Genomic DNA, 25,309 nt, shown 5'->3' on the forward strand with positions numbered 1-25,309 from the left:
TGCCAAAGCGTTACCCGGTCGATCACGCGCCCAGTGGACGCCCGGTCACCCGACGGTGGCCGCCCCGGGCCTGACCCGGTGACGCAGCCCGCGCGGAGTGACCAGCCACTGCAACCCGGCCAGCAGCGCCTCCACGGTCAGCGCCAGGGCCGCCACGACCAGGCCACCGGCGACGATCTGCCCGCCGCCGCCGTTGCTCATGCCGATTCCGAACCCGGCGCTGATGATCTGCCCCAGGCCGCCGCCGTTCACGAACGCGGCCAGCGCGGCCGTGGCCACCACCTGCACCGCCGCCGTTCGCAACCCGGCCGCCAGGTACGGCACCGCCAGCGGCAGCTCCACCCGCCGCAGCAGCTGCCCACCGGACAGGCCCATTCCCCGCGCCGCGTCCCTGATCCCCGGGTCGACCTCCCGCACCCCGGTGTACGCGTTGGCCAGCAGCGGGGGGATCGCGAAGACCGCGAGCGCGACCACGACCGGCAGCCGACCGAAGCCGAGCGGGGTCAGCGGCAGGATGGTCAGCAGCGCCAGGGTCGGGATGGCCAGCGTGAGGTTCGCCAGGGTGACCACCAGGCCCCCGCCCTTGCCGCGGTGGCCCAGCCAGATGCCGAGCGGCCAGCCGACCAGGCAGCCCAGCAGCACCGCCCACGCGCTGATCACGAGATGTTCACGCAGCCGGTCGAGCAGTCCACCCGGGTTCGTCCAGTTGAGCGGGTCGTTGAGCCAGACCAGGCCGTCGGAGAGGAAGTTCACGACCGGCGTCCCCGGGTCCACGGGGTGAGCAACCGGCCCAGCCCGGCCAGCATCAGGTCCAGCAGCAGGGCCAGCAGCACGCAGAGCACCGTGCCGGTGAGGATCTCGGCGCGGTAGAAGTTGTGGTTGAAGCCGCCGAGGATCAGGTCGCCGAGGCCACCGTTGCCGATCAGGGCCCCGATCGTCACCAGCGCCACGGTCGACACCGTGGCCAGGCGCAGCCCGGTCAGCAGGGCGGGCAACGCCAGCGGCAGTTCGATGTGCCAGAGCCGGCTGAGCCGCCCGTACCCCATGCCGGCGGCCGCGTCACGTACCGCACCGGGGACCTGGATGAGCCCGGCCAGGGTGTTGCGGACCAGCACGAGCAGGGCGTACAGGACGAGCGCGATGAGCACCGAAAGGTCCTTCGTGGTCCCCACCGCGGGGGCGACCAGCGCAAGCAGGGCGAGCGAGGGGATCGTGTACAGCACACTGGAGAGTGCGAGAATCGGCGCGGTCAGTGGTCGCCACCAGTAGGCGGCGATCGCCAGCGGCACCGCCACGAGCAGGGCGATCAGCACGGCGCGGGCGGTGAGGCCCGCGTGGAACGCGAGCTTCTCCGCAATGGTGTCGGCGTTCTCGTGGACGTACGTCCACGAGAACCACGGATTACCCGGCCGGGAATCGGCCGGGGCGGCCAGCAGCCGAACCGGCACCGGCCCGGGCACCCAGGACAGGAAGGACACACGTGGACGCTACCGCGGACAGTCCCGGCGCCGGGCACGGCGCGGCCTCGATCACCGTGGAGCAGGTGGGCAAGGTCTACCCGGACGGCACGGTCGCGGTCGGCGACCTCAGCCTGGAGGTACGCGCGGGAGAACTGGCCGTGCTGATCGGGCCGTCCGGATGCGGCAAGTCCACCGTCCTGCGGATGCTGAACCGCCTCATCGAGCCCTCCAAGGGCCGGATCCTGCTGGACGGCCAGGACATCGCCGAGCAGGATCCGGTGGAGCTGCGCCGCCGCATCGGATACGTCATCCAGGACGTCGGGCTGTTCCCGCACCAGACGATCCGTACCAATGTCGGCACCGTGCCGCGGCTGCTCGGCACCGACCGCAAGCAGATCCGCGCTCGGGCGGACGAGCTGCTGGAGCTGGTCGGGCTGGACCCGGCCCGGCACGGCGACCGCTATCCGCACGAGCTGTCGGGGGGTCAGCGGCAGCGGGTGGGTGTGGCCCGCGCGCTGGCGGCCGACCCGGTCGTGCTGCTCATGGACGAACCGTTCTCGGCCGTGGACCCGATCGTCCGGGCCCGGCTGCAGGAGGAGTTCCTCCGGCTACAGGCCGCGGTCCGCAAGACCATCGTGCTGGTCACCCACGACATCGACGAGGCGGTCCGGCTGGGTGACCGGATCGCGGTCCTGGGCGAGGGCGGCCTGCTGCTGCAGTACGCGCCACCGGCCGAGGTGCTCAGCGCCCCGGCGTCGGAGGCGGTGGCCCGGTTCGTCGGGACGGACCGCGGGATCCGCCGCCTCGCGGTCACCAGCCTGCGCGACGCGATGCGCCCCCTCACCGGGACCGAGGACGTCGACCGCCTACCCTCGGTCGCCGACGCCGGGACCATGTACGACGCGCTGGCCGCGATGCTCACCGGCGACGCGCTGAACGTGGTGGTCACCAGCGACGGCCAGCCGATCGGGACGGTGTCCCGATCGGCGATCTTCGCGGCCCCCGACGTCCGGCACGGCGCCCGGTCCGGCCCGCCCTCCGACGGTCAGCCCTCCGACGGTCAGCCCGGCGCGCAGTCCGACCCGCCGTCCGGCGAGTCCGCCCGCGCCCCGGTCTGATCCGGCCGGCGCGCCGGGGTCAGCCGGTGCCGCGGCGCCCGCCGAGCGTGGCGAGGCCGACGATCCACCCGACGAACAGGCCGTACGTCGCGCCGTCGCCGGCGGCCCGGAACGCGCCGAGCAGCGACGGGTTCGCCAGGATCAGCGTGGTGAGCAGCGCGGCGAAACCGCCCGCGAAGATGTACGCCGCCCAGCCCGCGAAGAACTGGCTGATCGTGCCGCGGGCCCGGGCCAGCTGGGAACCGGGCAGCAGCACCAGGAAGAGCGCGGTCAGTACGACGAGCAGGATCGCCTTGAGGTCAGCGGCGACGACCTCGCGGACGGAGTCGCTGGAGCTGAACCGCCAGTGCGGCCAGGCCAGCAGCCGCAGCCACCAGCCGCCGGCGGTGTCGGGATCGGTGTTCTTCCCTGCCCAGTCCGCGTACCACGGGCTGCCGAAGATCAGGACAAGGATGAGTGCGGCGAGGGTGCCCGCACCAGGCGCGGTTCGATAGCGATTTCCGAGGGGCATGGATCCGTTGATTCCCAACGGATTACGCTGCGCAAACGCGCAGACGACAATGCCCGTGAATGTCCGCGTTCAGGTACTGTTCAGGGCTTTTGCAGGTAGTCGATGAAGGCCGCCCGCAGCAGCGGCTCGTGCTCGCCGTACCCGGTACCGTGCCCGGTCAGCTCCCGCCACAGCGCGTGCGCCTCGTCGATCGTCGGGCCGACCGAATTCGGTGCGCCGTCGAGCCCGGACGCCTCGTCGGAGTCCGGCAGATGCTTGAGGATCGACCAGAAGAACTTGACGTCGCGACTCTCCTTGGCCCGGGCGAAGGCGCGCTCGCGCAGCTCCTCCGTCGACAGGGCGTCCAGCTCGGCGAAGGTGGCATCGGTCATGGTGTCAGCATAGGTCCCGGGCCGGACCGGACACCCGCAGACGCCCGGCGCGGGGCCGGGGTGGTCAGCGGCCGCTGCCCCACGGCCCCTCGTCCCACCGCTCGCCGCGGCGCTGCGCACCGACCCCGGCCCCGGTCCAGGTCTCCGGCAGGTCGGCGCGCCAGGTGGCGGTGTCGGCGGGCGCCTCGGGCTCCCAGTCCGGTGCCGCGTCCGCCACGGTCAGGGTCCGGCCGTACGTTTCGACCAGCCGGGTGACGATCAGCCCGCCGCCGATGGTGCACGCGGCCGTGGCGAACAGCGCGATGTTGAAGCCGCGCCGGTCCGCGTAGTCCAGGAACAACGTCATCGCGACCACCGCCAGCAGGGTCCCGAAGACCCCGCCCCGGCGCCCGTACGCGCTGGTCCCCGCGACCAGGGCGGTGCCCAGCGCGATCCCGGTCCACTCCAGGCCGGTGCCGGGCACGATCGGCCGGGCCGACTGGGCCGCCAGCAGGATCCCGGCCACCACCGCGAACACCGACGACACGATCAGGGAGCCCAGCACCGGAAGGGCCACCTGAGTCCGGCGCCGGGCCGGGTCGGTGGCCTGGCGCATCGCACCCAGCCGGCGGCGTACCGGGTCCAGGACACCCACCGCGCCACCGACGACCGCCATCAGTGCGAACGCGCCGAACAGGAAGAACGCCTGATTGGACGGGTCGTATCCGCCCTGCACTCCGACGGGCGCGGTCCGTAACTGGTCGTACACGATGACGCCCATCCCGGCGCCCAGCGTGGCGACCCAACCGGGGACGTGCAGGGCGAGGATGAGCACCCCGATCACGACGGCGCCGCCCGCCGCGATCACCAGGGCGGGCGCGGCGGCCTTGATCAGGCCCCGGTCGCCGTTCTCGGCGAAGTGCAGCGACGCGGCGAGCGCGATCGGCCCGACCGCCAGGTTCGGTACCCCGGCCCGCAGGGTCAGGCCCGCGCCGAGGGTGAGCAGGCCGATCGCGGTGGCGGTGAGCAGCAGCGTGTCCAGGGCGGGCCGGCGCAGGCTGGCGGGGTCGAGCCGGTACAGCAGGAAGCCGAGCGCGGCGGCGCCCAGCGCCAGGACGACCTCCCATCCGAGGTGTACGCCGAGCCGGTCGCGGCCGCCGTCATCATCCTGTCCGGCCCGTCGGCCGAAGGCGACGTCGTCGTATGCCATGTCCGCCCCTCCTGGTGTGGGTCAAGGCGGCCGGGGCCAGCCCGGCTCAGGATACGGAGGCACCCGTACCCGGGTTCAAGGCCAATTGGACACCCGTCAGCGACGTCCCGGACTCTTGTCGGAGTCGTCCTCATCCTTCTGGTCAGATCGGGGCACCCGGCAGGCCCGCTCCAGCCGGAGCGCCGCACCGACGAGCGCGAGGGCGGAGACCACGCCGCCGATCGCCGCGGGGATGTCCTGCTGGGCGGCATGGGTCGGATCCAGGGCCAGCCAGGACAGCAGGCCCGCGGAGAATCCGGCGGACAGCGCCCCGGCCAGCGAGGACGCCTTGGCGAGCACCGCGTACCGGGCGACCGCGAGCGCGTCGACCGGCGGGGCGCCGCGGCGGTGCTGGATCCGGGCCCGGGTGTTCTGGGCCAGCAGGAACTCGGCCACCGCCAACGCGGCCAGCACGATGATGGGTGGCCAGGGCAGCGGCGGCATCCGCCAGTACAGCGTGCTCAGCAGCAGCCAGCCGAACGCTGCGGCGCCCAGCGCCGCGACCACCAGCACCGACGGGTTCGTCGGCCGCATCGTGGGAGGGTGCCGGTCACTGCCGGGGTCACTGCTCACAGATCCGACTCTAACGGCAGGTCGGGCCGGGGGGTCAGCGCGACGACGTCGGCGGCCAGCGCGTCCGTGGTGAGCAGGTCGGTGACCCAGCCGTGGCCGGGCAGCTGCGCGTAGGGCTGCACGTCCAGCCACGGCTTGAGCACGAACGCCCGCAGGTGCACGCGGGGATGCGGCAGGGTCAGCTCCGGATCGTCCTGGCACACCGGGGTGCCGTCCTCCTGCCACACCGCGATGACGTCGACGTCCAGCGTGCGCGGCCCGAAGCGGCGCTGCGGGTCGCGCACGCGTCCTGCGGCCGACTCCAGCGCCCGGGCCCGATCCAGCCACTGCCGCGGCGCGGCCGCCGGGTCCACGACCAGCACCACCGCATTCAGGTACGGCGGCTGCCCGGTGTCGCCCCACGGCGGGGTCTCGTACACCCCGGAGGTGAGCACGACCGCCTCGCCGAGGGCGTGTACGGCGGCGCGCAGGTGTGCGTACCGGTCGCCGAGGTTGCTGCCCAGCGACAGCAGCGCCCTGGTCATCGGGTCCGTCGCAGGGTGACCGCCACGTCGGCGAACTCGTGCGGGATGGGCGCCTGCGGCTTGTGCACCGTGACCGTGGCGGCGGCGACCCGGGGGTCGCGCAGGCACACCGCGGCCAGCCGGTCCGCGAGCGTCTCGATGAGGTCCACCGGCTCGCCCGCGACGACCTCGACCAGCTCGCCCGCCAGCTCCCCGTAGTGGACGGTGTCGGCGACGTCGTCGCTGGTCGCGGCCGGGGCCAGGTCCAGCTCGAGCTCGGCGTCGATCACGAAGTCCTGGCCGTCGCGCCGCTCGTGCGCGAACACGCCGTGGAAGCCGCGTACCCGAAGCCCGGTGAGGGTGATCCGGTCGGTGCCGCCGCCGGACCGCCCGGATCCGCCGGTGGATCGCCCCTCGCCGGACCGCGCGGATTCGCCGGTGGACCGTGGGGATCCGTCGGTGGAATGGCCGGGTCTGCTGGTGGGCCGGGCGGATTCGGGCGTGGTCATGCGGCACCTCGCAGGCGGGGGCGGCCGGTGGCGGTCCAGACGGCCAGGGCATCGGCGGTCCCGCGGACGTCGTGCACCCGGACCCCCCACGCGCCCGCGGCCACGGCCAGCACGCTGGTCGCGATCGTGGCGGCCTCGCGGCCGTCGACCGGGCGCGGCGCGCCGTCGGGCCCGGCCAGCAGCCGCCCGAGGTACGACTTGCGGCTGGCCGCGAACAGCACCGGGAAGCCGAGGGCGACCAGCTCGTCCAGGTGGGTGCTGAGCGCCCAGTTGTGCTCGGCCTGCTTGGCGAAGCCCAGGCCGGGGTCGAGGATGAGCTGTTCCGGCGCGACCCCGGCCCGGGTCGCGTCCGCGACCCGGGCGAGCAGTTCGGCGCGAACCTCGGCGACGACATCGGCGTAGGTCGCCCGGTCCTGCATGTCGCGGGAGTGGCCGCGCCAGTGCATGAGGATCCACGGGCAGCGGGCCGCGGCGACCACCGCCGCCATGCCGGGGTCGGCCAGCCCGCCGGAGACGTCGTTGACGATGACCGCGCCCGCCTCCAGCGCGGCGGCCGCGACCTCGGCGCGGGTCGTGTCGATGCTGAGCGGGACCCCCGCCGCGGCCAGCTGCCGGATGACCGGGACGACCCGGGCGATCTCGGTGGCCGCGTCGACCCGCTCGGCACCCGGCCGGGTGGACTCGCCGCCGATGTCCACCACCGACGCACCGTCGTGGTACAGCGCGAGGCCATGGGTGACCGCGGCGTCCAGGTCGCCGTACCTTCCACCGTCCGAGAAGGAGTCCGGGGTCACGTTGACCACGCCCATCACGACCGGGTGATTGCTGCGCAGCAGCCGGTCCCCGGCGTCGACCGAGTTGTCCACAGGCACACGTTACCGACCACACGATCTTCGAACGCGCGTACGATCCTTCGTGACTCATCTTCAGTCACGTCTCCACCTTGGGTAACGAATCAGGCAGCTTGTAGGTAGGAAGTACGGCCCGTACTCTTCGGAACTGGGCATCATTAAAGGACCGAAGAGAGCAGATGGGCTTGGAAGGACTGCAGTGCCCTAACGGCTCACTCGACGCGGTGAGCAGGAAGTAGCACCATATGGGCGTTGCCGCCAGCGAGGCTTCACAACTGCACCGTGCCCGGCGCCCCTCGCCGAGCACCCGGGAGGTACACCGATGATCGCCACCGACATCGCCGCTCAGCTCGCGACGGCGCTCCAGCACGGCGCGCTCGCCGCTCCCGCCGAGCCGAAGGGCATCAACACCGAAGGTGTCGTCACCTTCTTCGCCAGCAACATCGCCCCCATCCTGCTGGCCGTCCTCGGCGTCATTTTCATCGGCCGGGCCAGCCGGGGCGAGATCTCGAAGGTGCTGACGAGTTCGGCGATCGCCATCGTCGGCCTGGCGTTCATCGCCGGCGCCGCGACGCTGTTCTTCGTCGGGGACTACCTCATCAACCTCCTCTTCAGCTAGGCCGCAGGCGGACACATGCGGCTGCGCACCGACGACGACATCTACCGGGCCCGGCTGGTCTACCTAGGACCGCCGGGGTACACCCTGCCGGTCCACCTGCCGTACGCGCAGTACGGCATGTTCGTCGGGCTCGTGCCACTGTTCATGCTGCTGCACTACCTGATGACCCTCGACTTCGACGCGTTCCCGGCCTGGGAGATCGCCCTGGCCATGGTGACGACGTCGTACGTGTTCCGGCATGTCGACCCCGACCGGCCCGCCCGGGTGGTCATCCGCACCGCGCTCACCGACTGGCGCCGCACTCGTGAGCCAGCCGTGGAGCGACGCGATCCGAGACTTGTCGCCACTCGCATCCGGGTTCGGGAGGAGCTGATATGACCGGTCTGACCAGTCCTGCGGCGTGCCCGAACGGGGCATGCGCATGACCGAATCCCCACCGCCGGGGCATCCTCGCGCGGCCCTCTCCCCCGCAGGCAGGCAAGGTAACGGTGTGCGCTCGGACAACTACCCTCCGCCTCCCTTGCCGAACGAGGGCGTCGACCCCGAGATCGTGACCAACCCCGGGCACGGCACGGTCGGCGTGTTCCAGGCACCCCAGCCCGTGCGCCCCCGGTCGGCCGTGGACACCACCATGGACATCGACTCACCGTTCCTCGACCTGTTCGGCGGGGCTCCGGCTCCTGCCCAGCCCTCCGCCACCATCCGGAGTACCCCGCAGGAAGATCAGTATGCCGATGACCACGACCCGGATTTCGACCTCGTGGTCGACGACACCGTGGCCGGCGAGATCACCACGGGTGAACCGTCCGGATCGGATGGGCGCCCCACCGAGGTCCTCCAGCGGGTCGAGGCGCACCCGGCCGAGACCCCGGACGGGGTGACAGCCGACCCGGCCACCGCCGATCCGCCGGCCGGAGCCCCGACCGTCCCGGTCGCACCCGAGGTCACGGCCCCGGTGACGCAGGAGCCCGAGCCGACGGCGTTCACCCGGGTCCCGGCCGGACCACCCGCGGACTTCTTCGACGACGACCCCGGCGTCCCCAGCCCGTACTTCGGCGCACCCGGCCCGATCTTCGACGACTCCGGCTTCACCGACTGGGCGGACGAGGCCAAATCCGGTGCACCGGCCACGGCGCGACCCCCCGCCCCGGCGGCCGACACCGAGGTCCCGGACGTCCCGGTCACGACACCGCCGCTCTGGCAGACGGTGGCAGCGCCGAGCGCCGCCACGACGGTGGCACCCGGAGTCACCGCGGTGCCGTCGGCGACGGCGCGAGCCGCGACCGCACCGGCGTACGACGCGGCGGCACCGGGCCGGACCGACCTGCCGGCTACCCGGCCGGAGCATGCACCCGCGCACCGCACCACCAAGGACCCGGCCCGGCGCAGACGTCGGCGCGGCCACCCGGAGGCGGAACCAGCGAACCTGCCCGCCGTCGCCACCCCGGCCGGTCCGGACCGCAAGCAGCCGAAGAAGAAGGACGCCAAAGCGGCGCCGCTGCGCCCGCACAAGCTGAAGTTCAGCGACCGTGACCCGGCGGTCGAGCTGGAGATCACCGAGATCGCGGGGCACCTGACCTTCACCCAGAGCACGGTCACGGCCTGGTATCACCTGCCCGAGGTGCGCTGGGCGTTCCGGCCCGACGCGGAACGCGAGGCCCTGCTCTCGGCGATCTCCGAGCAGTACGCGGGCCTCGCGGGATTCCGGCTGCACCTGCGCCGCACCAGCCGCCCGTTCCCGGCGGACGAGTGGGCCCGCACGGTGGACTCCTTCACCGCCAAGCCGCTGCCCGACGTCTCCGGCGCCACCTCCTGGTCGGATCACCTGGTCGCGGCGCAGCGTCACCTGCTGTCGGTCAACCACGCCGAGGGCCAGACGTTCCTCGGGGTGACGTTCGCCCGGCGCTCGCTGGGCGACACGTTCGCCGAGCGGATCATGCGGGTCCTCGGCAAGGGCACCACGGACGGCGAACGCCGCAAGCTGGGCCGTACCGTCGAGCAGTTCGACGAGGTGCTCAACGCGTTCGGCATGCGGGGGCGGCGGGTCACCCCGCAGGAACTCGAATGGCTGCTGTTCCGCTCGGTCGCGCTGTGCATGGCCCCGCCCGGCCCGCTCTCCCCGGTCACCCACGGGCAGTGGGAGCGCGGCGACCTGCTGGCCCTCACGGAGCAGGTGGAGCGCTACCGCACCCCGTACGGATCGACCGTCAAGCTGGTCAACCGCATGTCCGGCGAGGAACGCCACGTGGCGGTGCTGTCGGTCGGCCGGATGGAACCGCTGGAGATCCCGGAGAAGCACGAGCCGTGGCTGCACTTCCACGAGCGGCTGCCGTGGCCCATGGAGCTGTCCTCCCGCATCGACATCCTCGGCTCGACCAGCTCCTTCAAGAACCTGGAACACCGGCTGCGGATGATCCGCTCCCAACAGCTCGACTACGCCGAGCACGGCATCGACGCGCCGCCCGAGCTGGAACGCCTCGCCAAGCGCGCCCTGGTGATCGGCGACGAGATGACCACCGGCCTGCCGGTCGAGTCCGCCCGCGCGCACGGCTGGCACCGGATCGCGGTCGGCGGCGCCACCCGCGAGGAGTGCCTGGAGCGGGCGCGGCGCCTGATCCAGCTCTACTCCCGGGAACTGCGCATCTCCCTGCAACACCCGAAGAACCAGGACCAGCTGGCCCGCGAGTTCATCCCGGGCGAGCCGATCGCCAACACCGGATACGTCCGCCGGATGCCGGTCAAGCTGCTGGCCGCCGCGCTGCCCCAGGCCGCCTCCACGGTGGGCGACCGGCGCGGCGACCTGATCGGGCGTACCGCCGGGACGTGCCGCCGGCCGGTCTTCCTCGACCTGCATTTCCCCATGGAGGTGCGGGAGCGCTCCGGACTCGGGGTGTTCGTCGCCGAGCCCGGCGGCGGCAAGTCCACGCTGATGGGCGCGCTCGGATATCTGAACGCGCGGCGCGGTGTACAGGTCACCCTGCTCGACCCGTCCGGCCCGCTGGCCCGGCTGTGCCAGATGCCGGAGCTGCGGCCGTACTCGCGGGTGCTCAACCTGACCGGCTCGGAGCAGGGGACCCTCGCGCCGTACGCGCTGATCCCCACGCCGGTGCGCACGGAGTTCCCGACCGGCCCCGCCGGCGACCGGGAGTTCGAGATCGCGGTCTCCAACGCCCGCGCCGAACGCCGGATGCTGGTGCAGGACATCTGCTCCATGCTGGTCCCCCCGCAGGTCGCCAAGGAGGCGTCCACGGCGACGCTCCTGCGCCACGCGGTGCGCCAGGTGCCCGCCGAGGAGACCTCCACGCTCGACGACGTGGTCGCCACGCTGCAGAACCTGGGCCACGACGAGGGCCGCGAGCTGGCCAACCTGCTGCTCGACACCGCCGAGATGCCGCTGGCGCTGCTGTTCTTCGGGCGCCCGCCGCAGCATCTGCTCAGCGGCGACTCGACCCTCACGGTGATCACGATGGCGGGGCTCCGCCTGCCCGACCTGAAGATCGAACGCGAGTACTGGTCCGCCGAGGAGTCCCTGGCGCTGCCGATGCTGCACACGGCCCACCGACTGGCCGTACGCCGCTGCTACGGCGGCTCGATGTCGTCGCGCAAACTGGTCGGCCTCGACGAGGCCCACTTCATGGAGGGCTGGCGCTCGGGCCGTTCGTTCCTGGTCCGGCTGGCCCGCGACTCCCGGAAATGGAACCTCGCCGCGCTGGTCGCCTCGCAGAACCCCCGCGACATCCTCGGCCTCGACGTGCAGAACCTGGTCTCGACCGTGTTCGTCGGCCGGATCGCCGAGGATCAGGAGATCGCCTCCGAGGCGTTGCGGCTGCTCCGGGTCCCGGTGCACGACGGCTACGAGGCCACCCTCGCCTCCCTGTCGCAGGTCGACACGTCGTCCGCGCACCGGCTCGGGTTCCGCGAGTTCGTGATGCGCGACGTGGATGGCCGGGTGCAGAAGGTGCGGGTCGACGTGTCGTACGTCGACGGGCTGCTGGACCACCTGGACACCACGCCCGCGGCCGCGCAGGCGGCACCCACGGCGATCCCGTCGTCGTTCACCGACCTGGAGGTCTGAATGGTCCGGCGGGCGTGCGCGCTGCTGCTCACCGTGCTGATCGCGGCGGTCGCATCGGTCGCGTGGGCGGTGGCGGCACCGTCCGGCGCGTCAGCAGCCGTGCCGGCACGGGCGCCCGGCGGCCTGTGCAGCACCGAGGAGTGGCAGTCCGACCTCAAGGCGTGCGTCGACCGGCTGGCGGACGTCAGCGCGGCCCGCGCCGAGTGCCTCACCCCGCCGACGCCCAGCGCCCCCGACTCCGGGCTGGCGGGCTGGTTCGCCGAGCGTCCCGAGTCGTCGACCCTGCCCGGCCCCCAGGGCATCTACAGCCAGTACGGGTACGCGGGCTACGCGTACACGACATACGACCTGGACAGCGGGTGTGCGTCCACACTCGTGGACCCGGACTACAAGTTCGAGACCACGGTGGCCAACGGCGAGTTCATGATCGCCACGGCGATCATCGGGGCCTCCAACGCGCTGCGCGAGCGCGCCTGGAACCCGGCGTCGATGTGGGGCTGGGCCGACCCGCTGGTCGAGCAGGCCACGAAGGCGGTCTACGAGAAGGTCTTCAGCGTCTTCGGTGTCATCACGCTCGCGATCGTGGGCCTGTACCTGATCTGGCGCTCGCAGCAGGCCGAAATGGGCGCGGCGATGACCACGGCCGGGTGGGCGATCCTCATCATGGTGGCGGTCACGGCGATCGCGGCGTGGCCGGTGCGCTCGGCCAACATCGCCGACCAGAGCCTCATAACGACCCTGGGCGTGGTGCACGACGCGGTCGGCCCGCGTCCCCAGGACGGCGACAAGACCGCTGGTTGCAAGCTCGGCAAGCCGGACGCCTGCAAGGACAACCGACCGCCCGCCGTGCGAGCCAGCGACACGGCCACCGAGACCATGCTGTACCGCAACTGGCTGCGCGGTCTGCTCGGCTCGGCGGACAGCACCACCGCACAGAAGTACGGCATGGCGCTCTACGACGCCCGCTCGCTGAGCTGGGACGAGGCCCAGAAGATGCGGGACAACCCGGATACCCGCCCGGCCACCCTCAACGGCAAGAAGGAGCAGTGGGAGAAGGTCGCCGAACAGATCAAGACGGAGGACCCGGAGGCGTACGAGTATCTGCAGGGTGTCAACGGCATGGACCGGATCGGTGCCGGGTTCATCGCGATGCTGGCCTCACTGATGTTCGCGATGTTCGACCTGACCGCGTCGCTGCTCGTACTGCTGGGCTTCCTGGTCTTCCGCTGGGCGGTGATCGCCGCACCGATCCTGGGCACGATCGGGCTGCTACGCCCGGCCAGTTCCGGCATCCGGCGGCTGGGCAACGCGGTGGTGGCGGCCCTGTTCAACATCGCGATCTTCGGCACCGGCGCGGCGATCTACCTCTTCGCGGTTGACTTGATCATGAATACGGCGAGCCTGCCGGGCTGGCTGCAGGTGGTCCTCGTCTGGCTCTGCGGCGTGGTGGGCTGGCTGCTGCTGAGGCCGTACCGCCGGATAACCCAGCTCGGCGGCAAGGACGGCACGGCCGCGATCACCTCGGCCGGGTCCTGGCACCGCCGGTTCTTCCGGGACATGCGTGAGGCGGCGAGACTGGAGGTCGCCGACGCGGGCGGCACCCGGGAACCGGTGATCGGCAAACGCCGCACGGTCTACGTCGAACAGTCGAACCTGCGCCCGGAGGCGCGCCTGGAGGACCCGGCGCACGCGGCGGCCGGACGCGGCCAGACGGTCACGGCCGCGGCGCCCGGCCAGCTGGACAGCGTGCCGGCGCCCCGGCCGGACGGCACCGAGACCAGGCACGAGGACACACCCGCGGAGCGGGTGCCGGCCACGGCCGCCCGTGCCGTCCGGCCTCGGCGCCAGTCCTCGTGGACGGAGCCGGACGTGGCCGAGCGTCCCGCGTCGTACGCGATCTACCGGCCGGAGACGGGCGCCACGGTGCGGGAACCAGCTCCACCTCGCACCCGCACCGAGGCGAGGTGACCGGCGGTGGCGCGCTTCGTCGAACTCGGCCTCAACCGGATCTTCCGGTCCCGCTGGGGTGTCGCGCTGGTGATCGCCGCGCTGGTGCTGCTGGTCGTCGGCATCGGTCGGCTGTTCTCCGACGGAGATGACCGCGCCGGTGCGGTCATCTCCACGGTCTCGCCCGCGCCGGTGCTCAGCGCGAACCCGGACGACGACGACAGCGTGATCTCACCGGAACCCCCGCCGTCACCCACCACCAGTCCCGGCACGGCCGAACCGGAGGCGGTCGCGTACGCGTTCGCCTCCGCCTGGGCAAACCATCGCAACGTCTCCGCCGGAGCCTGGCACGACGCCATCGCCCCGAACGCCACCAAGGACCTGGCCGACGAACTGGCCGGGGTGGACCCGGCCGCCGTGCCCGCCGACCGGGTGCTCGGCAGGCCCGCGATCGTCCCGGTCGGCGACGGCCTGGTCGACGCGGTCGTCACCACGAACGCGGGCAAGCTGACCCTGCGGCTCGTGGCGCCCGACAAGCATTGGCTGGTGGACGGAATCGACTGGGATGCTTCATGAGGCTCCCCCGGCCACGTCCCGTGGTTCTGCTGGCCGCGCTGGTCACCACATTGACGTTGCTCTGCTGCGGCGGGAGCGTGGTCGCCCTGCTGGTCGGCGCGTTCGACGCCGACCACAACGATCCCCGGTACACGACCGCCGGCTGCGGCGTCGGCGGCGTGGTCGATCCCGACGAGAAGATGCCGCGGGTGAACCATTACGGTGCCACCCAGATCCGCAACGCGGCGATCATCATCAAGGTCGGTTCGACGCTGAAGCTGCCGCCCCGGGCCTGGGTCATCGCGGTCGCCACGGCGATGCAGGAGTCCAGCCTGAACAACCTCGGCAACCTCGGGGCGCACAACGACCACGACTCGCTCGGCCTGTTCCAGCAACGGCCCAGCACCGGCTGGGGCACCCCGGAGCAGGTCATGGATCCGGTGTACGCGGCGACGAAGTTCTACGAGAAGCTGCAGACCATCGACGGCTGGGAACTGATGCCGCTCACCCGCGCCGCGCAGAAGGTGCAGATCAGCGCCTACCCCGACGCTTACGCCAAGCATGAGGCGGTGGCCACCCGCATCGTCAACCTGCTGGCACACGGCGCGGCCCGCGCGGTCGGGAACTCGGTTTCTCTGGTGTGCCTGTCCACCGTGGGGCAGATCGCCGCGTCGGGATGGACCATCCCGGCCCCGGGTGCGGTGGTGGGGTCCGGCTTCCGGACCAGGGACCGGCCCACCCACCAGGGCGTCGACCTCATCATCGACCGGTACACCCCGATCCACGCCGCTGCCAGCGGGGTGGTCTCCGTGGTGAAATGCAACGTGGACCATAGCGGTCGGCAGACGTGCGACGTCGACGGCTACCCGGGCAAGGGAGGCTGCGGCTGGATGGTGGAGATCGTGCATGCCGGCAACGTGATGACCCGCTACTGCCACATGGTCGAACACCCCGCCGTACAGGTGGGGCAGCGGGTTCAGGCCGGTCAGCAGATCGGCCGGGTCGGTACGAGCGGGAACTCCTCCGGGCCGCACCTGCATTTCGAGGTCCACCTCAACAACGACCGCCGGAGCGTCGGCGCGATCAACCCGGTGCCGTTCATGGAGCAGCAGGGCGCACCGCTGGGTGGCACCACATGACCGGCGGCGCGGTGCCCGACCCGTTCACCGGTAGCGCCGACTGGCTGCCCGATCCGCCCCGGCCCGTCGTGGCGACCCCGGCCGCGATGGGTGGGCAGCTGCGCGGGCGACGCGTCATCATCGGCCTGCCCGGCCACGGCTGGCGGCACGACCTGCGCGCCGACGAGACGGTGGTGCAGGGCAGCCGGACGTATGTGCCGGTCATGCCCGAATCGGAGTGGTATCGCGCGGAGGCCGAGCTGACCGAGGTGTTCGCGCCGCTGGTCCCGATCGAGCGGGTCTGGGTGGAGGAACTCGGCATGGTCGGCACCGGCCGCACCGGCGCGAACGACGTCGTGTCCCGGCTGGTCTCGCTGGACGAACCACCCCGGCGTAGCCCCGTGGCCGCCCTGGACGCGGGCGCGCTGACCGGCCGCCGCGTCGTGCAGCTGCTGGAGGACGGCGGCGAACGGCGCGACCTGCGGGCGGTCACCGAACTCCACACCAGCGACGACGGTGACATCTGCGCCCGCGTGGCGGCCGAGCTGGACTGGTACCGGTGGTCGTGGAGTGGCCGCGCCCCCCGCACGCTGGAGGTTCCGGTCCACCTGCTCTGGGTCGAGTGAGCCTCAGGCGAGTTGATTGCCGCCGCACACCCGCCAACCGTCCTGATCGACCATCACGAACCGCCACCGGTCTGACGTGCGTTCGCTGCCGTCGGAGATCGTGCGGACGATGTCGGTGCTCACGGTGGTCCGGCCACCCTCGTTCGCGACTGCCAGGCTGCGCCAGCTCACCCTGATACCAATCGAGAAGTCCTTCTCCCGAGCCTGCAGATCCGCGCGAAACGCCTCCAGCTTGGAGAAGTCCCCCCCGGATTTGCACATGTACAGGGCCGCTTCCTGGTCATCACGGTGGACCAGGTAGGCACGCAGGAAGCCGTCCACGACCGCGTCGGGCGCGCTCCGCTTGATCTCGGTGGCCGAGTCGTACAGCGACACGAACACCCCCACTCCGCCGAGGCAGAGCAGCGCCATGATGCCCGCGCCCATGGCCAGCCCGAGCCGCAGGCGGCGGTTGCGCGGCCGAGACGGGACGACTCCCGCCACCACGGGACCCGGCGGCTGGGCGGGCGGCGGCCCGACCGGCGGGTCGGGGATGTGGGGCGGCTGCACACCGTCGAGCCTAATGCGTACCTTCTGCCCCGGTCGGGTGTGGAGCGTACGAATGTGCCAGACGCTGCGAGCTGCGGCGGGGTGGGCGGTAGCGGCACGGAACACCCCATCGGCTCCGCAACGGGACCCGCCGCCGCGTCTGGGATACGGTTTGAACGCACAGATGGAGGTGAGGGCGGTGGCGGATTCGGCGAGCCGGATTGTTCAGGCCGCTGCCCTGCATCGGCAGGCGCAGGCGACCGTGGACGCGGCCGCCGCGGCGCTACAGGCTCACCCGGCCGCGGGCGGGGACCCGCGCGAGCAGCACCGGCTGGCCGAGGAGCTACGGGCCGCCGCGCAGGAGCTGGCCCCGGGCTGGCTGAGCGCGCCCCTGGATGCGCAGGCCGCCACGACGCCGCTGGGCGGGCCGAATCCGCCCCGGTTCGTCCGGGTCGGGGTGGCGCAACCGTTGGATGACGCACGCTTCCCGGTGATCGTCCCACTGCTGGGTACGGGTCATCTCACCGTGGACGCGGACGCCCGGGATCCGCGGGTGGCGGGGCTGCTGCGCAGCGTACTGCTCCGGCTACTGGCGACCGCCCCGGCGGGCTCGCTGCTGGTACGCGGGGTGGACGCCTCCGGCGGTGCGGTGTTCGCACCATTCTCGACGCTGGCCGACGCGGGGCTCCTGGCCCCGCCCGCGACGGACCGCAACGGCCTACGCGACGTGCTCAGCGAGGCGGAGAAGTGGCTGCGCCCGGCACGCGGCAGCGCCGTCCGGCGGGGGCGCCGGGACCGGCTCATGCTGGTGGTCGTCGCGTGCCTGCCCGAGCTGACCGAGGGCGGCGAGCTGAACCGGATCGCGGCGCTGGCCCAGCAGGGCCCGGAGTCGGGGCTGCACCTCGTGGTCGCGGGCTGGCCCCCGCCGCCGCTGACCGCGGAGACCACCCAGGCGCCGCTGCCGCGCACGACGATGGTGTCGGTGCGCAACCCGTACGCGGTGGTGGGCGACCCGCCCGGCGCCACGTTCGGCTCGGCGCCGGAGGCGGTGTGGCTCAACGCGCCGGTGTTCCTGGACGAGGATCCGCCGCCGCATCTGATCGAGGCGGTCTGCCAGGAGCTGGCCGCGCATTCGGCCGCCGCCTCCCAGGTGGTGCTCGCCGACCTGCTGCCCGAACCGGGCGACGACCTGTGGACCGCTGACGCCGCCGAGGGGCTCGGCACGGTGGTGGGCCACGACGGCGACACCGCGCTCACACTGCGTTTCAACGACCTGACACCACACTGGATGGTCGGCGGCCGCTCCGGCGCCGGCAAGACCGCGTTCCTCATCAACGTCCTGTACGGCCTCGGCGCCCGGTACGGCCCGGACGAGCTGGCGCTGTACCTGCTGGACTTCAAGGAGGGGGTGTCGTTCGCCGAGTTTGTGCCCACCCGGCGGGACCGCACCTGGTTGCCGCACGCCCGGGCCGTGGGCGTCGAGTCGGACCGCGAGTACGGGCTGGCCGTGCTCCGCGACCTGGACGCGGAGATGACCCGGCGCTCGGTCGCGTACAAGCGGGCGGGCGTCACCCGCTTTGCCGACCTTCGGGCGGTGGCCGCGCAGGAAGGCCGGGGCCGCCCGCTGCCGCGCATCCTCTGCGTCGTCGACGAGTTCCAGGTGCTGCTGGCGGGCAACGACGCGATGGCGGGCGAGGCGGTGTCCTTGCTGGAGTCGCTGGCCCGCAAGGGCCGCTCGTACGGGATCCACCTGGTGCTGGCCAGCCAGACCGCGCGTGGCGTCGAGGCCCTGTACGCGAAGCGCGATTCCATCTTCGGCCAGTTCCCGGTGCGGATCGCGCTGCCGGGCGGCGGCGATGTACTGGAGGCCACGAACGACTCGGCGGCCGGGCTGCCGCTGGGCACCGCGGTGGTCAACACGGCTGGTGGACTGGGCGGCCCGCGCGGCGCGACCCGCGGCCACGAGCGGGTGGTGCGGTTCCCGGACCCGCATGCGGATCAGAACGCGCTGAGCGACCTGCGGCACCGCCTGTGGGCCGCACGCGACCCGGAGGCCGCGCCGCCGCGCATCTTCGCCGGGTACGCCCGTCAGCATCTGGCCGACGACCCGACGTACCGGGCGGCGCTGGCGGGGCGGGCGGGACGCCCGGCCGCGCTGGTGGGGCGGGTCATCGACGTGCCGCTCTCCAGCGCCGCGTTCCCGCTGGACAGCTCCCCCGGCCGCCACCTGGCGGTCTTCGGCTCGACCCCGGCGGGGGCCGAGGTGCTGGACGCGGCGGCGCGCGGCGTGGCGGCGTTCCACCCGCCGCGCAGCACCCGGTTCGTCATCTCCTCGCTGGTCGCCGAGGGTGACGACCTGGCCAAGGATCTGGCCGAGGAGATCAGCCACCGGCAGGAGGTGGTGGTGGTCGACGCGGCCGGGCTCGCCGCCGAACTGGACGTGGAGCGGCCCGGCTACCGGGTGGTGTTCGGCATGGACGCGGCCGGGCCGGGCGCCCTGCCCTCGCTGCGCCGCCTGCTGCGCGAGGGTCCGGCCCGCGGGGCGCATCTGCTGTCCTGGTGGCGGGGCCTGCGGCGGTTCTCCGAGGAGACCGGCGGCAGCGCGGGCCGCGAGGACGTCGCGGGCCTGGTCTTCCTCAACGTGCCGCAGCAGGACGTGACGCTGCTGGTGGGCAGGCCGGTGGACTGGCAGCCACGGGCGAACCGGGCGTTGCTGCACGACCGGCAGGCGGACCGTCTGGTGACCTTCGTACCGTTCGCCCGGCCGGAAAGTGACGAGTCGTGAGCGACGAGCAGACCTCCGACGCATGGGCCGACTACCTCGCCGCGGCGCAGCGCCTCGACGCGGTGCGCCGGGCCGCCAGCACCGCGGCGGGCGAGCAGGCGGCGACCGTACAGGCCGCGCACCAGGAGCTGATCGGGGTACGGGCCCGGCTGGCGCCGCAGCACGCCCGGCTCGTCCAGGACCTCCGCGTACCCGAGGTCGACCTGGCCCCGCAGGCCGCGGAGCAGGTGCTGGCCGCGCAGGCGGTGGCGGGTGGTCCGGCCGGGGCACTGGCCGCGCTGCGGCAGGCCCGGGCCACCGCGGACGCCGCGGACGCCGCGCTGCTGGGCCCCGGCCCGGACGCGCCGTGGCGGCCGTGGGCGCGCAACCTGCTGGTGTACGGCCCGTTCGCCGCGGCCGTGCTCCTCGTGCAGATCGTGTTGTACCTGGTCGCCCCGTCGGGTTCGCTGCCCACGTACGCGTTGTTGTGCGGGCTGAGCATGCCCGTGCTGGCGTTCGCGCTCGGTTGGGTGACGCTCGGCTTCGTGTACGGCGGCGAGGGCGGCAAGGTCGACCGCACGCCGCTGGTCGGTGCGGTCACGTGTCTGACGCCGGTGCTGCTGACCTGCATGGGCGTGGGCCTGCTGGCGTTCTTCCGATAAGGCTGCGAGGGCTGTCGTGTCGAGTGTGGATGAGGTCAAGGCGAACGTGGCCGCGTCGGTGGACGGCACCCAGCGGGCGGTGTCCGGCATCCAGCAGGTCGCGGATCAGCTCGATGACGCGTTGACGCTGCTGCGGCTGACCGCGTTCGGCTCGGTGCATCCGTCGGTGGCCGCGGCGATCGCGCAGCTGGAACAGGCGCGGACCCGGCTGGACGAGGCGGCGACGCTGGCCCGCGCGGCCATGGACAGCGCCGACGCCTACCGCCTGATCGTCTGACGGTGAGTCCTCGTTGACCGCGCCGCTAGCCTGATGGCGTGGACGTATCTACCCGGGTCGACGTAGACGGAGAAGTGTTCGAGATCGTGGCGCGGCGGGACCGGCCCGGCCAGTACAGCTACAACTGGATCTCCGGGCCGAACCCCGGCTACGGGTTTGCGGGGTCCCGGTCGGGCGGCGTCGAGGCGACCCTGGCCGAGCACATGATCAACATCCGGGAGTTCCTGTCCGCGGTCGATCCGGAGACCGGCTTCATCGAGTAGCGGTGGCGCGTCGCCGCAGCCGCAGCCCCTGCGCGACGGCCACGCCGGCCAGCACGATCACGGCACCGGCAGGCTGGTGCCAATGCAGGTGTTCGTGCAGGATCAGCACGCCGACGACCGTGGCGACCACCGGCATCAGGTACGTCACCGACGTCGAGGTGCTGGCGCCGGCCACCCGGATCACCTGCAGGTTGAGCATGAACGCGATGCCGGTCCCGAGCGCACCGAGGGCCAGCACACACAGCATCACCTCGCCGGAGATCTCGGTCGGACTCGGCGGCGGGCCGGCCAGCACCGGCGCGGCGACGGCCAGCATGGCCAGCGCGACCAGCAACTGCGCCGCGGCCAGCGAGACGCCGCTGCCGGCCCGACCGGCGATGAACTTCTTCTGGTACGGAATCGCCACCGCGTAGCACATCGCCGCGGCGAAACACATGAGCTGCCCGGTGAGCTGTGCACCGCCCAGGCCGCGCCACACGCCGAGCACCACGAGCACCCCGGCGAACCCGATGCCGATACCGGCGATCCGGCGCGCGGTCAGCCGCTCGGTGCGGAACACCAGCGCCGCAAGCGGCAGCGCGACCAGTGGGGTGGCCGCGTTCCAGATGCCCGCCAGCACCGAGGACACCCGCTGCTCACCGAAGCCGAACAAGGTGAACGGCAGCACCACGCCGACCAGCGCGACCACGGTCAGGTGACCCCACAGCCGCCCGTCGCGGGGCAGCCGGTCACGGGTCACCAGGAGCACCGCCAGCAAGGTCAGCACGCCCGCGGCCACCCGGCCGAAGGTCAGCCACAGCGGGTGCAGCTCACGCACACCGACCTTGATGAACAGGAAACTGCTCCCCCAGATCATGGCGAGCAGCAGGTAGCCGGGCAGCCATCGGCGCAGCTCGGTGGAGGACGGTGCGCCGGAGCCGTCGGTGGCCGCCGGGCCACCGCGGGAAGCCTGTAGGTCAGGACCGATCTGCGTTGTCACCCCTGACACTCTGCCGTAGGGGTACGACAATCGCGCGCGGTTTTCGGACGACGAGTTCGTCGACCCCCGCCGGCCCGGGACACCGGTCCGGGGGCGTCGCGCCCCCGGCCACCGGCTCAGCGGGGAGCGTTGATCAGCATCATCGCCTCGGCGCGGACCTTGGCGTCGCTCTTGAACGCGCCGCGCACCGCAGAGGTGGTGGTGCGGGCCCCGCCCTTGCGGATCCCGCGCATCTCCATGCACAGGTGCTCGCACTCCAGCACGACGATGACGCCGCGCGGGTCGAGCCGGGTCATCAGCAGGTCGGCGATCTGAGAGGTGAGCCGCTCCTGCACCTGGGGCCGCCGCGCGAACACCTCGACGAGGCGGGCCAGTTTGGACAGGCCGGTGATCCGGCCGTGCTCGCCGGGGACGTAGCCGACGTGGGCCACCCCCTTGAACGGCAGCAGGTGGTGCTCGCAGAGGCTGATCACCTCGATGTCGCGGACCAGTACGAGTTCCTCGTGGTTGGCCTCGAACGTGGTGGCGAGCACCTGCGCCGGGTCGACCCGGAGGCCCGCGAAGAGCTCCGCGTACGCACGGGCCACCCGGGTGGGGGTACGCAGCAGCCCGTCACGGTCCGGGTCCTCGCCGACGGCCAGCAGGATCTCGCGGACCGCCTTCTCGATCCGCGGCAGGTCGACGACCTGCTCCACCGGGGAACCGGTGAGCTTGCCGTCGACCAGGCGCGCAGCGAGGTAGTCGAGCTCGTCGTCCGAGTCGGCCGGCTCGGTCGAGCTGCCGTCGGTGATCAGTGGACGCCGTCCGTGCTGCTGTTGGCGCTGCCACCGGCGCTGCCGCCCACGGCGGCCTGGCCGTCGGCCTCGGCCTGCGCCTTGAGCTTCTCCCGCTCGGCCGGGGTCACCACCGGCGGAGCCTCCGAGGGCAGCCGCTTACCGAAGCCGTTGAACGGGGCCATCGGCGGCCGCTTGGCGACCCGGGCGCAGATCCGGTCCATGTCCTCGCGGGAGATGGTCTCCTTCTCCATCAGCTCGAGGACCATGCTGTCGAGCACGTCTCGGTACTCGACGAGGATCTCCCACGCCTCGTCGTGGGCCAGCTCGATGAGCGCCCGCACCTCGGCGTCGATCTCCGCCGCGACGGAGTCGGAGTAGTCCCGCTCGTGGCCCATGGTGCGGCCCAGGAACGGCTCGTCGCCGCTCGTGCCGTACTTGACGGCGCCGAGCTTGGAGCTCATGCCGTATTGGGTGACCATGGCCCGGGCCAGGCTGGTGGCCTTCTCGATGTCGTTGCCCGCGCCCGTGGTGGGCTCGTGGAAGACGAGTTCCTCCGCGGCCCGGCCGCCCAGCGCGTACGCCAGGGTGTCGATCATCTCGGCGCGGGTCTGGGTGTACTTGTCCTCGGTCGGAAGCACCAGGGTGTGCCCGAGCGAGCGACCGCGCGGCAGGATGGTCACCTTGTGCACCGGCGCGGAGTGCGGCAGCGCGAACGCGACCAGGGCGTGCCCGCCCTCGTGGTACGCGGTGATCTTCTTCTCGTTGTCGCTCATCGCCCGGGTGCGGCGCTCTGGGCCCGCGATGACCCGGTCGATGGCCTCTTCGAGGAAGTCGTTCGTGATGGCCCGCTTCTCGTTACGCGCGGTGAGCAGCGCCGCCTCGTTGACGACGTTGGCCAGGTCGGCACCGGAGAAGCCGGGGGTACGCCGGGCCACGGCGTCGAGGTCGACGTCCGGGGTGAACGGCTTGCCCTTGGCATGCACGCGCAGGATGGCGCGCCGCCCTTCCATGTCGGGCGTGTCCACCGGGATCTGCCGGTCGAAGCGGCCGGGGCGCAGCAGCGCCGGGTCGAGGATGTCGGGCCGGTTGGTGGCCGCGATGAGGATGACCCCGCCCTTGGTGTCGAAGCCGTCCATCTCGACGAGCAGCTGGTTGAGGGTCTGCTCGCGCTCGTCGTGGCCGCCGCCCATGCCGGCGCCGCGGTGCCGGCCGACCGCGTCGATCTCGTCGACGAAGACGATGGCCGGGGCGTTCGCCTTGGCCTGCTCGAACAGGTCACGGACCCGGCTGGCGCCGACGCCGACGAACATCTCGACGAAGTCCGAGCCGGAGATCGAGTAGAACGGCACCCCGGCCTCGCCCGCGACCGCGCGGGCCAGCAGGGTCTTGCCCGTACCGGGCTGGCCGAACAGCAGCACGCCCTTGGGGATCTTGGCGCCGAGGGCCTGGTACTTGGCCGGGTTCTGCAGGAAGTCCTTGATCTCGTGCAGTTCCTGGACCGCCTCGTCGGCGCCCGCCACGTCGGCGAACGTCGTCTTCGGCGTGTCCTTGGTGATCATCTTGGCCTTGGACTTGCCGAAGTTGAGCACCCGGGAGCCGCCGCCCTGCATCTGCGACATGAACAGCAGCAGCAGGATCACCAGGATCGCGATGGGCAGCAGGTTGACCAGCAGGGTGAGCAGGATGCTGTCACCGGAGACCTTGGTGTCGACGCCACCCGAGATCCGTCCGGCGGCCTTGGCCTCCTTGACCTCGGTCCAGACGTCGCTGGTGGCCTCGTACGGATACTGGGTCTCGATCTTGCTGGTGTTCTTGCCCTCGAAGTCCTGGGCCTCGGACAGTTCGAGCTGGAGCGTCTGCTCCTTGTCCTTGATCAGGGCCTTTTTGATGCCGGGCTGATTCAGCCGCTCGAGCGCGACCGACGTATCGACGCGCTGGTAACTAGGGCCGCTGGTGAAGAATGAGCTCAGCGCAATCGCCCCGATGATCACCAGAATGATCCAGACCACCGGGCGGCGGAAGAAACGCGTACGTTCCATGCTGTTGTCGGGCGGCACCCGCCCGGACCCTCCTGTATCGGCGTCCTGGTCACCTGGGTTGTGCCTCCGGCGCGCGCGGAACATTGCGCCATCGGTCACTCGACGGTACACCGTGGCTGCCCCGTCCGACCCCGTGAGCCCGGCGCCCGCAGGCCGGGCGGGCGGGTTTCGCCCGCGTACCCCAGGCCGGGCAACCGCCCGCAACCCGGACGAAACGGTGGGCGTGCGCCGGTTTCTGTGAGTCCGCTGGGAGCGCGTTCAGCTACGGGCGTAGACCTCGGGCCGCAGGATGCCCACGTACGGCAGCTCGCGGTAGCGCTCGGCGAAGTCGAGGCCGTACCCGACCACGAACTCGTTGGGGATGTCGAAGCCGACGTAGCGCACCGGCACGGACACCTTGACCGCGTCGGGCTTGCGGAACAGCGCCACCACCTCGACGCTCGCGGGTGAACGGGACTGCAGGTACTTCATCAACCAGGACAGCGTCAGCCCGGAGTCGACGATGTCCTCCACCACGATCACGTGCCGGCCGGCGATGTCGCGGTCCAGGTCCTTGAGGATGCGCACCACCCCGGACGACGTGGTCCCCGAGCCGTACGACGAGACGGCCATGAACTCCATCTCGGTGGACGGGCCGTGGCGCCCCAGCGCGCGGGCGAAGTCGGCCATGAACATCACCGCGCCCTTGAGGACGCAGACGAGCAGGATGCCGCCGTCGGCGTCGGCATGGTCCGCCGAGACCTGCTTGGCCAGCTCGGCGGTCTTCTCGCGGATCTGCTCCTCGGAGATGATCACGCGGTCGATGTCGGCGTGGTACCAGGAGCCCTCAGCCATGGCCCCTAGCCTGCCGCATGCCCCCCGGTTCCCGGCCAACGGGTCGGCGCTCCAGGGCCCGTATCCCGCCGCGTATCGCCTGGATCAGACCCGTCTGACCGAAAATCCCCCCGGATCGTGACA

The 25,309-nt window shown here is 72.0% G+C and carries 26 protein-coding genes; 12 read left to right on the plus strand and 14 right to left on the minus strand.

The genetic code is table 11. The annotated features are described in order from the left end of the window. Positions 1-45: 45 nt before the first annotated feature. Positions 46-753: an ABC transporter permease gene (locus ACMCNO_RS33045; RefSeq protein WP_412753324.1), complete on the minus strand. Its 708-nt coding sequence runs from the start codon at positions 751-753 to the stop codon at positions 46-48. After that, entirely contained in the window at positions 750-1,436 is a 687-nt protein-coding gene (locus ACMCNO_RS33050) for an ABC transporter permease (protein ID WP_412753897.1), read from the minus strand. The genes ACMCNO_RS33045 and ACMCNO_RS33050 overlap by 4 nt, the downstream gene beginning before the upstream one ends. 44 nt (positions 1,437-1,480) lie before the next feature. On the opposite strand from ACMCNO_RS33050, the gene ACMCNO_RS33055 reads away from it, so the two are divergent. After that, positions 1,481-2,578: an ABC transporter ATP-binding protein gene (locus tag ACMCNO_RS33055; protein ID WP_412753325.1), complete on the plus strand. Its 1,098-nt coding sequence runs from the start codon at positions 1,481-1,483 to the stop codon at positions 2,576-2,578. Between the two features lie 19 nt (positions 2,579-2,597). On the opposite strand, the gene ACMCNO_RS33060 is transcribed toward ACMCNO_RS33055, so the two are convergent. The 7 genes from ACMCNO_RS33060 to folP form a co-directional block, all read right to left on the minus strand. After that, the gene (locus ACMCNO_RS33060; protein ID WP_412753326.1) at positions 2,598-3,089 is read right to left on the minus strand and encodes a hypothetical protein; all 492 of its coding nucleotides are present in this window, start codon (positions 3,087-3,089) and stop codon (positions 2,598-2,600) included. 80 nt (positions 3,090-3,169) lie between these two features. Then, on the minus strand, positions 3,170-3,460 hold the full coding sequence (locus tag ACMCNO_RS33065) for a hypothetical protein (RefSeq protein ID WP_412753327.1): 291 nt from the start codon (positions 3,458-3,460) through the stop codon (positions 3,170-3,172). Between the two features lie 64 nt (positions 3,461-3,524). Continuing rightward, the gene (locus tag ACMCNO_RS33070) at positions 3,525-4,649 is read right to left on the minus strand and encodes an ABC transporter permease (RefSeq protein WP_412753328.1); all 1,125 of its coding nucleotides are present in this window, start codon (positions 4,647-4,649) and stop codon (positions 3,525-3,527) included. A gap of 96 nt (positions 4,650-4,745) precedes the next feature. Then, positions 4,746-5,222, minus strand: a complete 477-nt coding sequence (locus tag ACMCNO_RS33075) for a DUF3180 domain-containing protein (RefSeq protein WP_412753898.1) — start codon at positions 5,220-5,222, stop codon at positions 4,746-4,748. A 35-nt stretch (positions 5,223-5,257) separates the two neighbouring features. Further along, positions 5,258-5,785, minus strand: a complete 528-nt coding sequence (gene folK, locus ACMCNO_RS33080) for a 2-amino-4-hydroxy-6-hydroxymethyldihydropteridine diphosphokinase (RefSeq protein WP_412753329.1) — start codon at positions 5,783-5,785, stop codon at positions 5,258-5,260. Then, positions 5,782-6,129, minus strand: coding sequence for a dihydroneopterin aldolase (gene folB, locus ACMCNO_RS33085; protein ID WP_412753899.1), 348 nt, complete (start codon positions 6,127-6,129; stop codon positions 5,782-5,784). The genes folK and folB overlap by 4 nt, the downstream gene beginning before the upstream one ends. A 140-nt stretch (positions 6,130-6,269) precedes the next feature. Further along, entirely contained in the window at positions 6,270-7,082 is an 813-nt protein-coding gene (folP, locus tag ACMCNO_RS33090; protein WP_412753900.1) for a dihydropteroate synthase, read from the minus strand. A 364-nt stretch (positions 7,083-7,446) separates the two neighbouring features. Between folP and ACMCNO_RS33095 the strand changes: the two genes are divergently transcribed. The 7 genes from ACMCNO_RS33095 (at position 7,447) to ACMCNO_RS33125 (ending at position 16,064) form a co-directional block, all read left to right on the plus strand. Next, on the plus strand, positions 7,447-7,743 hold the full coding sequence (locus ACMCNO_RS33095) for a hypothetical protein (RefSeq protein ID WP_412753330.1): 297 nt from the start codon (positions 7,447-7,449) through the stop codon (positions 7,741-7,743). A 15-nt stretch (positions 7,744-7,758) separates the two neighbouring features. Next, positions 7,759-8,121: a hypothetical protein gene (locus ACMCNO_RS33100; protein WP_412737831.1), complete on the plus strand. Its 363-nt coding sequence runs from the start codon at positions 7,759-7,761 to the stop codon at positions 8,119-8,121. Between the two features lie 142 nt (positions 8,122-8,263). Further along, the gene (locus ACMCNO_RS33105) at positions 8,264-11,818 is read left to right on the plus strand and encodes an ATP-binding protein (protein ID WP_412753331.1); all 3,555 of its coding nucleotides are present in this window, start codon (positions 8,264-8,266) and stop codon (positions 11,816-11,818) included. Continuing rightward, positions 11,819-13,786 (plus strand): MFS transporter, encoded by a 1,968-nt coding sequence (locus ACMCNO_RS33110; RefSeq protein WP_412753332.1) that lies wholly within the window; start codon positions 11,819-11,821, stop codon positions 13,784-13,786. It begins immediately after the preceding gene. 6 nt (positions 13,787-13,792) lie between these two features. After that, complete coding sequence (locus ACMCNO_RS33115) at positions 13,793-14,341, plus strand: hypothetical protein (RefSeq protein WP_412753333.1); 549 nt, start codon at positions 13,793-13,795, stop codon at positions 14,339-14,341. Further along, positions 14,338-15,459: a M23 family metallopeptidase gene (locus ACMCNO_RS33120; protein WP_412753334.1), complete on the plus strand. Its 1,122-nt coding sequence runs from the start codon at positions 14,338-14,340 to the stop codon at positions 15,457-15,459. The genes ACMCNO_RS33115 and ACMCNO_RS33120 overlap by 4 nt, the downstream gene beginning before the upstream one ends. Further along, complete coding sequence (locus ACMCNO_RS33125; RefSeq protein ID WP_412753335.1) at positions 15,456-16,064, plus strand: hypothetical protein; 609 nt, start codon at positions 15,456-15,458, stop codon at positions 16,062-16,064. Before ACMCNO_RS33120 ends, ACMCNO_RS33125 begins: the two co-directional genes overlap by 4 nt. 3 nt (positions 16,065-16,067) lie before the next feature. Here the strand turns inward: ACMCNO_RS33125 and ACMCNO_RS33130 are convergent, their stop codons facing one another. Further along, positions 16,068-16,613: a hypothetical protein gene (locus ACMCNO_RS33130; RefSeq protein WP_412753336.1), complete on the minus strand. Its 546-nt coding sequence runs from the start codon at positions 16,611-16,613 to the stop codon at positions 16,068-16,070. Between the two features lie 163 nt (positions 16,614-16,776). On the opposite strand from ACMCNO_RS33130, the gene ACMCNO_RS33135 reads away from it, so the two are divergent. Genes ACMCNO_RS33135 through ACMCNO_RS33150 form a run of 4 tightly spaced genes read left to right on the plus strand, consistent with a single transcriptional unit; the run spans position 16,777 to position 20,558 of the window. Beyond that, a complete protein-coding gene (locus ACMCNO_RS33135; RefSeq protein WP_412753337.1) occupies positions 16,777-19,377 on the plus strand; it encodes an FtsK/SpoIIIE domain-containing protein in 2,601 nt (866 codons plus the stop codon). Next, on the plus strand, positions 19,374-20,018 hold the full coding sequence (locus ACMCNO_RS33140; protein WP_412753338.1) for a hypothetical protein: 645 nt from the start codon (positions 19,374-19,376) through the stop codon (positions 20,016-20,018). Before ACMCNO_RS33135 ends, ACMCNO_RS33140 begins: the two co-directional genes overlap by 4 nt. 25 nt (positions 20,019-20,043) lie before the next feature. Then, the gene (locus ACMCNO_RS33145) at positions 20,044-20,295 is read left to right on the plus strand and encodes a hypothetical protein (RefSeq protein ID WP_412753339.1); all 252 of its coding nucleotides are present in this window, start codon (positions 20,044-20,046) and stop codon (positions 20,293-20,295) included. A gap of 38 nt (positions 20,296-20,333) precedes the next feature. After that, complete coding sequence (locus tag ACMCNO_RS33150; RefSeq protein WP_412753340.1) at positions 20,334-20,558, plus strand: hypothetical protein; 225 nt, start codon at positions 20,334-20,336, stop codon at positions 20,556-20,558. Here the strand turns inward: ACMCNO_RS33150 and ACMCNO_RS33155 are convergent. From ACMCNO_RS33155 to hpt, 4 genes are all read right to left on the minus strand, one after another. Continuing rightward, positions 20,548-21,414, minus strand: coding sequence for a DMT family transporter (locus ACMCNO_RS33155; protein WP_412753901.1), 867 nt, complete (start codon positions 21,412-21,414; stop codon positions 20,548-20,550). The genes ACMCNO_RS33150 and ACMCNO_RS33155 overlap by 11 nt on opposite strands. A 239-nt stretch (positions 21,415-21,653) precedes the next feature. After that, the gene (gene folE / locus ACMCNO_RS33160) at positions 21,654-22,331 is read right to left on the minus strand and encodes a GTP cyclohydrolase I FolE (protein WP_412753902.1); all 678 of its coding nucleotides are present in this window, start codon (positions 22,329-22,331) and stop codon (positions 21,654-21,656) included. Then, positions 22,328-24,352: an ATP-dependent zinc metalloprotease FtsH gene (gene ftsH / locus ACMCNO_RS33165; RefSeq protein WP_412753341.1), complete on the minus strand. Its 2,025-nt coding sequence runs from the start codon at positions 24,350-24,352 to the stop codon at positions 22,328-22,330. The genes folE and ftsH overlap by 4 nt, the downstream gene beginning before the upstream one ends. Positions 24,353-24,610: 258 nt before the next feature. Then, positions 24,611-25,186 (minus strand): hypoxanthine phosphoribosyltransferase, encoded by a 576-nt coding sequence (gene hpt, locus ACMCNO_RS33170; protein ID WP_412753342.1) that lies wholly within the window; start codon positions 25,184-25,186, stop codon positions 24,611-24,613. Positions 25,187-25,309 lie beyond the last annotated feature (123 nt).

The organism is Krasilnikovia sp. M28-CT-15 (assembly GCF_047159595.1).
Classification (GTDB): Bacteria; Actinomycetota; Actinomycetes; order Mycobacteriales; family Micromonosporaceae; genus Actinoplanes.